Below are 7,140 nucleotides of genomic sequence, written 5' to 3' on the forward strand. Positions count from 1 at the left end.
CTATTCACGTTGAGTATCATGCTTCGGATCCTTGCGCTGGGCCTCGCGATGCGGTTGCGTTTCGGGGTGAGGATGGGCGTCGGGATGGGCTGCCGGAGCATGCGGTGGCACATGCGCCTGTTCTTGCGGTGGCGCTTTGGGCGCTGCGGGCGGATGTGGCGCCGGTGGGGCATGCTGCGCCACCGGAGGATGCACTTCCGCTTGTGGATGCGGCGCCGGCTGCGGATGCGGCACAGCTTGCGGGTGCGGCGCCGGCGGAGGATGCGCTGCCACCTGCTGGTGTGGCGCCGGCGGAGGATGCGCTTCCGGCTGCGGGTGCGGCACAGGCGGTGGACGCGAATCCGGCTGCGGACGCGGCGCCGGCTGCGGGTGCAAGGCTGCCTGCGGCGGTACCTCCGCCTGCCTGGTAGCGTGCGCCGTCAACGGCAAGGCCGGCGTGACCGGTGCGGGAGGCTGCGCGCCATGTGCCCCGCCCTTCTGCGCCAGTTGCTGCGTCGCGGCGGGCGCGGCGGGCACGGCCATCTTCGGCCGCTCCGCCCGCGCCATGCGGATATTGGCCGCCGCCTGGGCGGCGCCCTGGACAGGCGTTCCAGCGTGCGCCACCGGCGGCGGCATAACCATGGCCGGCGCAGTCTTCGCCACCACCGGCCGCGCCAGAATGGCTGGCGCCGGACGCGCGCCAGCAGCTCCGCCAAGCGGCGGCGCGTGCTGCGGCCGCACCGCCGCCGCGGCCGCCAACGGCGCGGCGGCCAAAGCCTGCGGCGACACCCGCACCAGATTCTGGCGCACCGGCTGCGCCTGGGCGAACGCCGTGGCCGGCATCGCCGTCACGGCCTGCCGGTTTGCATAGCGCACATTGGTGATGTTGACGTTGTTGTAGACGTTGGTGATCTGCGTCTTGTTGATGACCGTATTGCTGGTATTGATGTTGGTGACATAAGTCGGGCTGGCCCGGTACGACGGCCGGTACACCTCGCGCGGCCCCAGCGGGAACCAGGCCACGCCATGATGGTCCGGCCGGTCGCCCAGCAGCAAAGTCGCCGCGCCCACGAACACCACCAGCGCCGGCGCATACACCGGCCGCTGCACCACCGGCCCCGGCAACCAACCCCAGCCGGCGGGCGTCTGCGCCCAACGGCCGTAGTGCGTCACCGCGAAGCCCCACGGCGCATCGTCGACCCAGGTCCAGCCCCAGGGTTCGACCCAGGACCAGTGGCCGTCGCGATACGGCGCCCAGTCCGGCGCCACGCGGGCCGGCATCCACATATTGCCGTAGCCCGGCACGTCGCGCCAGCTGCCGTTGTCGTCCAGGTCTTCATAGCCCACCACGTCGCTCGACACATAGCGCGCCGCCGCCGGATGCTCCAGGCGGCGGTCGCGCTGCGCCGACCACTGGTCGAAATCGTCGGCCGGCGGCAACTGGGCCACGCTGAAATCCTGCAAGCCGGTGCCGGTGAAGCGATAGGCCTGTCCGGGAGCGACCAGGTAAGACGTGTTGTCGCCGTAGGCCTCGCCCTGGCCGTCGATCACCGCGACCTGGGTGGCGTTGCCGGAGGCATCCACCTGGATACGGTAGTGGCCCGGCTTGCGGATGCTGAACGCCAGGTTGGGCGTGTCGATCTCCAGCACTTCATCGGGACGCAACTGGCGCACCCGCAGGTTCAAACGCCCTTGCGACAGTTGCAGCTGGGTGGTGGTATCGCCGGCGTTGAGCAGCGTGAGCAAGGTCTCGCCGTCCATGCGCACGGCGGCGGGACCGGCCCGCAGCTCATCGCGCGCGCCTGACGCGGTCCACAGCCGGTCGCCCGCCACCAGCGGACGATTGATGCCTGCCGTCTGCCAGTCATCCGCGCCGGCGGCGGCGTAACTCACCGCGCCGTTCACATAGGCCAGGCGCGCCACGCGTGCCGGCGGGTCGGCCTGCGCGGCGGCGCTGCACAACCAGGCGGCGCCACCCAGCGCCAGCAAGAATCGGGATCGGATTGCCATGATGGGACTCGGAGAATAGACGTGCGTCCAACATAGCCGATCGGCGCGGCCCCCACTGTTCGTTGCCGCACGCCCGCGACACCCCGGCGTCAGTAGTGGTAGCTCAGCGCGGTGCTGACGATGGCCCGGTTGCGCTGCCCCACCAGCGGACTGGCGGCGGCCTGCCCGCCCAGCCGGCTCACGCGCAGCCAGGTGTCCAGCGTGTACTTGTTCCCCAGTTGCCACGTCCAGGCCGGTTGCAGATACATGCTCAACACGCCCTGGCGCGGCGCATACAGCGGATTCGCCTCGACCTCGGCCTGCTGCGCGGTCACGCCGAAATATTCCTGCAGATAGCGCTGGTTGGCCAGCAGCACGCCGGCGCCCAGCGACAGCGTATGGTGCGCCGCCACCCGCATCGACGCGTCGGCCCACAGGTGCGCCCTCAGGCCCAGGCCGTTGCTGCCGTTGCTGGCCATGGCGCGCGCGCCGGCGCCGATGTTGTGCGCGACGCGATAGGTGGCGAACAGGCCGGCCTCGGTGGCCAGGCCGCCGCGCTGGCCCGGCGTGTCGCTGCGCTGCTCCTTGGAACTGAAGCGCAGCTGCGGGCCGAATTCAAACGCCGGGTCGTCCGACAGGTGCCAGCCCAGTCCCAGGCCGTCTTCGCTGTTCAGGTCGAGGAAGGCGCCGCTGCTCCACTGCACCCACAACGTCGGCAAGGCGGTGGTGCGGCGCTCGCCGCTCTTGTCGTGCACCAGGTCGTTCAGCGCCAGGCCGAAATAAATGTCTTGCGTATCCTCCGGCATCATCATGCGGGTCGGGCCGGCCTGCACCGCGCCACAGGTCACCAGCGCCAGCAGCGCCGGCAAAAAATTTCTCGTCATCAGATATGTCCCAGTTCCAGTCCGCGCAGCACCGCGCGCACCCGGTCGCGCACGCCCAGCTTGGCCAGGATGCTCGACACGTGATTCTTGATCGTGCCCTCGCTCGGCCCCAGCGCGGTGGCGATCTCGCTGTTGTTGAAGCCGGCCGCCATCAGCGCCAGCACTTCGGTTTCGCGCGCGGTCAGGCGCTCGCCGGCCTCGCGCGGCGGCGCCGCGCCGGCGCTGCTTTCGTAGGCGCCTCGGGTGCGTTCGGTCAGCGCCGGGCGGAACACCGTGGCGCCGGCCGCCACCGCGCGGATGCCGTCGGCCAGCCGCTCCAGCGAGATGTCCTTGAGCAGGAAGCCCCTGGCGCCGGCGCGCATGCCGTCCAGCAGCGCCTCGTCGTCGTCGAAGGTGGTCAGCAGGATGGTCGGCGGCAGCAGCGCGGCCGACTGCTGCAACAGCGCGATGCCCGACAGCTGCGGCATGCGGATGTCGAGCAGCAGCACGTCCGGCTTGGCCGCCATGGCCAGCGCCAGCGCGCCGGCGCCGTCGGCCGCCTCGGCCACCACGCGGATGTCGGGCGTCAGCGCCAACAGGCCGCAGATGCCGCTGCGCACCAGCATCTGGTCGTCCACCAGCATCACGCGGATGACCGCCGTCATGCCGCCCCCGCGCCGGCCGGCAGCACGATCTCCATGCCGAAGCCGCGCCGCGGCCGGTTGCCGGCCTTCAGCTCGCCGCCCAGCAGCGCCAGCCGCTCGCGCATGCCGCGCAGGCCGTTGCCCTCTTCTGTCGCGCGGCTGCCGGCGCCGTCGTCCTCGATGCGCAACAGCACCGACACGCCGTCGTCCGCGCGCACCAGTTCGATGTCCAGCTGGCCGGCGGCGGCGTGCCGCACGGCGTTGCTGATCGCTTCCTGCACGCAGCAGAACAGCGTGTGGGCCACGGCCGGCGAGGCGATCTCCAGCCCCGGCGCGAAGCGCAGCGCGATGCGCGGCTGCGGAATGCCGGCGCACAGCGCCGCCAGCGCCTCGCGCAAATCGATGCGCTGCGCGCCGCGCTCGCTGCCGACCACCACCCTGACCTCGGCCAGCAAGCCTTGCGCCAGCTCGCGCGCGGTGGCCAGCGCCGGCGGCGCGGCCGCGCCAGACTGGCGCAGCGACAGGTCCAGGTGCAGGTTGAGCGCGGTCAGGTGGTGGCCGACGATGTCGTGCAGGTCGCGCGCGATGCGCAGGCGCTCGGCCGAGCGCACCGTGTCGGCCAGCAGCAGCTGGGTGGCGCGCAGCTCGCCGTTGGCGGCCGCCAGTTCGATGCGGCCGCGCCGCTCGACCGCCGCCATGTGGCCGATGCCGAAGGCGATGCACTGCCACAGCGTCATCGTGCCCAGGTCCAGCAGCACTTCGCGCACCCAGCCGTCGCTGCGGGTGTATTCGTTGCCGGGCAGCGGCGCCAGCACCAGCAGCACCAGCAACAAGGCTTGCAGCGCCAGCCAGCGCAGGCCGCTGCGCAGCGCCAGCACCAGGCCCAGCTCGGCGGCCACCAGGTACAGCAATGAATGCGGATAGCTGAGCGCGATCGCCATTTGCGCCGCCAGCATCGCCCGGCCCTGCCAGGCCGGCCGCCGGGCGGCGGCGCCGCCGTTGCCGGTGCGCAGCCAGAACAGCAGGCCGAACAGCATCATCAACGCCACGTAGGCGATCAGGAACAGCAGCACGGTCAACTCGTCGCGGTCGGTGCCGGCGCGGATCGCCGACGGCGCCGGCGTGAACCAGCTGGCGCTCCACTGCGCAAGCTGGCCCAGCGGCGTATCGGTCTTGATGCCGCCGAGGCGGAAATGGCTGATATCGAGCGCGCCGCCGACCACGCAGCCCAGCAGGCCGATGACGCCGATAAGATTGTTCTTGAAGCGATGCAGCATGGGATTCCTGGCGGGAGCATGAGTCGGGCCATGATACGCGAGGCCACCGGGCAACAACAGTGCTGGAAGTCATGTGGCATTTCCCCCACGCACAGGCGCTCGTGGATGAGCGCGCGGCCGCGCTTTGACCTAGAATCGGCAGTCCCTGAACTCGCGTCCGCGCCCGCCGATGAAAACACTGCCGTTATGGATCGCCGCCCTGCTGCCGCTGGCCGCCACCGCCGCAGGCGCCGGCGACGATCCCAAAGTGATCATCAGCGCCGAGCGCGATTCGGAATGGAACAGCTACCGGCACGCCTACAAGGCGGCCGCCTTCTTCGCCTACTACACCCGCAGCCGGCCGCTGATCCAGGCCCACATGCAGATCCGCCCGCTCGACCCGGCCGCCCCGCTCGACGGCCTGAGCCTGCACCTGGTGGGCGAAAAAACCGACACCACCATCGCGGTCGACGCCATCGGCCGCGCCGAGCTGCCCATGCTCAAGCAAGCCTACCAGGACGACGCCGTGCTGCGCCTGAACCGGCAGAAAGGCAGCTACTACTTCAGCGGCCGCTACTCGATCCGCGAGCACGCCGACGGCGTCTACGACCTGGCCGAACTGCGCGCCGCCTGCGAGCAGCTGATCGGCGCGCAGCGCGAATCGGGCTACCGCATGCGCCTCAGCGGCAAGCAATGCCTGGGCATCAAATTCGTCTATCCGGCCGGCGCCGCGCCGGAGGTGCGCATCCAGACCGACGGCCCCGGCGGCGCCTTGCCGCTGGTCGACGCCCATCCGTTCGAAGGCAATTCGATGGGTATCTACAAGGTGGCGCTGTACCGCTTCGCCGACTGGCCGCAGCGCGGCAAGATCCAGACCCTCAGCGCGCCGCTGGCCATCGGCACGCTGTACGACTGAGGGTCCAGGCTTCTTACTGATAAGCCTTGAAGAAATCGCGCGCCGCCACGTTGCAGCCGGCAAAGGCCATGTAGCCGTGGTAGTTGTCCGGGTCGGCGGGATTGCCGTGCCCGGCGATCACCAGCCGCTTGGCTTCCGCGAACAGGTTCTTGGCGCCTGCGTAGGGATCGTTGGCCAGCACCGGCGTGTCGACATCGAGCACCGTCACCAGGCCGGCGGCGACGCCGTGCGCGTTGAAGTAGGCTTGCGTCAGCGTGGCGTTGTTGAACGGCACCTCCTCATCGCCATTGCCGCCGCACATCAGCACCGGCGCGGTCGGCACCCAGGTGCGCAAATCGTTCTTGAACCAGGCCGCGCGCATCGGATGCGCGTGGGCGCAATCGAGCGGCGCGCTGGACGAGCCCACCGGGCACGGATGGCTGGCGATATCGGTCAGCAACGCCGTCAGGTAGGCCGACTTGAGCAGGCTCTGTTCCGGCGTGCCATACGCGGCCTGCTCGGCCGCCGGCAAGCTGGCGTAGCCCGGCATGTCGTTGGCCAGCAGGTGCGGCGGCAGCTTGCCGGTGGCGATCAGCCGGTCGATCGGCAACAGCGTCGGCGCCAGCGTCTCCATGGTGGCCGCGTAGGCCGGCTGGTACAGCTCGGTCGGGGCCGCGTACAGATTGCCGTAGGCCTTCTGCCACGCGGTGAACTGCAGCGTGAGGTCGAGCATGGAGCCGGCGCCGACCTGGGCCAGCCCGCGCAGCAAGTCCGGCGAACCAAGGCTGGTTTCGTAGGCGACGCTCTCGGCATAGTTGCCGCTCAACGGCGCCGCCGCCGTGACGCTGATGCCGGCCGCCTGCATCGCGCGGTGCGTGGCCATCGTCACATAGCCGCCTTCCGAGTAGCCGGTCAGGAACAGCTTGCCGCTGTCGGCCACCGGGTGCGGCAGCCTGGCGAAGGCCTTGCGGGCGGCGGTCAGCGCATCGATCATGTCCTTGGCGTTCTGCTCGGCCACGTGGTGCGGATGGTAGCTCAGGGTCGAGCTGTCGTAGCCGGCGTAGTTGGGCGCGATCACGATGTAGCCCTGGGCCGCGTACAGCGCGGCGGCGGCGGCGCTGGTGGCGGAGTATGGCGCGCTGGGCGCCAGGTCGCCCATGCGGATGTTGCGCTGCTGGGAACTGCCGTGGCCATACATCAGCACCGGGCGCTTGCCGTTACACAGGGGATCGCTACCGTTCGGCACCATCAGCGAACCGGAGGCGGTGGTGGTTTCGCCGCCCGCGCCGACGGTGCTGTATTCGAACTGGTGGAAATCGATGCCGCACTTGGGCTGGCCGGCGGCGCTGAGGATCTGCGCGCCCACCGTGCCGAGCCGGCCCAGCGCCTGCACCAGGCCGGCGGGGGCTAGCGACTGCGCCAGCGGTGGCGGGTTGAACAGCAAGGCGCCGCGCGCGCCGGAGGTATCGGCCACGCCGGTGGGCGCGGTCGGCGTCACGGGCGCCGACGCCGGC

The 7,140-nt window shown here is 70.5% G+C and carries 6 protein-coding genes; 1 reads left to right on the forward strand and 5 read right to left on the reverse strand.

The window, feature by feature from the left end; all coding sequences use genetic code 11:
* The 4 genes from V6M89_RS28775 to V6M89_RS28790 form a co-directional block, all read right to left on the reverse strand.
* On the reverse strand, positions 1 to 1,989 hold the full coding sequence (locus V6M89_RS28775; protein ID WP_332856433.1) for a DUF6600 domain-containing protein: 1,989 nt from the start codon (positions 1,987 to 1,989) through the stop codon (positions 1 to 3).
* A gap of 89 nt (positions 1,990 to 2,078) precedes the next feature.
* Entirely contained in the window at positions 2,079 to 2,852 is a 774-nt protein-coding gene (locus tag V6M89_RS28780; protein ID WP_332856434.1) for a MipA/OmpV family protein, read from the reverse strand.
* Positions 2,852 to 3,496 (reverse strand): response regulator transcription factor, encoded by a 645-nt coding sequence (locus tag V6M89_RS28785; RefSeq protein ID WP_332856435.1) that lies wholly within the window; start codon positions 3,494 to 3,496, stop codon positions 2,852 to 2,854. Before V6M89_RS28785 ends, V6M89_RS28780 begins: the two co-directional genes overlap by 1 nt.
* Positions 3,493 to 4,752 (reverse strand): sensor histidine kinase, encoded by a 1,260-nt coding sequence (locus tag V6M89_RS28790; protein WP_332856436.1) that lies wholly within the window; start codon positions 4,750 to 4,752, stop codon positions 3,493 to 3,495. Before V6M89_RS28790 ends, V6M89_RS28785 begins: the two co-directional genes overlap by 4 nt.
* A 169-nt stretch (positions 4,753 to 4,921) precedes the next feature.
* Here V6M89_RS28790 and V6M89_RS28795 point away from each other — a divergent pair, with 169 nt between their 5' ends.
* Positions 4,922 to 5,647, forward strand: a complete 726-nt coding sequence (locus tag V6M89_RS28795) for a hypothetical protein (RefSeq protein WP_332856437.1) — start codon at positions 4,922 to 4,924, stop codon at positions 5,645 to 5,647.
* Between the two features lie 13 nt (positions 5,648 to 5,660).
* Here the strand turns inward: V6M89_RS28795 and V6M89_RS28800 are convergent.
* Positions 5,661 to 7,140: alpha/beta hydrolase family protein (locus V6M89_RS28800; protein ID WP_332856438.1), on the reverse strand; the 1,480-nt coding region annotated here is incomplete at its 5' end.

The organism is Duganella sp. S19_KUP01_CR8 (assembly GCF_036688705.1).
GTDB lineage: Bacteria > Pseudomonadota > Gammaproteobacteria > Burkholderiales > Burkholderiaceae_D > Rugamonas.

What these genes read in the sequence shown, in the direction of transcription:
- V6M89_RS28775 (WP_332856433.1), bottom strand. Translation starts at nt 1,989, where the DNA reads ATGGCAATCCGATCCCGATTCTTGCTGGCGCTGGGTGGCGCCGCCTGG.
- V6M89_RS28780 (WP_332856434.1), bottom strand. Translation starts at nt 2,852, where the DNA reads ATGACGAGAAATTTTTTGCCGGCGCTGCTGGCGCTGGTGACCTGTGGC.
- V6M89_RS28785 (WP_332856435.1), bottom strand. Translation starts at nt 3,496, where the DNA reads ATGACGGCGGTCATCCGCGTGATGCTGGTGGACGACCAGATGCTGGTG.
- V6M89_RS28790 (WP_332856436.1), bottom strand. Translation starts at nt 4,752, where the DNA reads ATGCTGCATCGCTTCAAGAACAATCTTATCGGCGTCATCGGCCTGCTG.
- V6M89_RS28795 (WP_332856437.1), top strand. Translation starts at nt 4,922, where the DNA reads ATGAAAACACTGCCGTTATGGATCGCCGCCCTGCTGCCGCTGGCCGCC.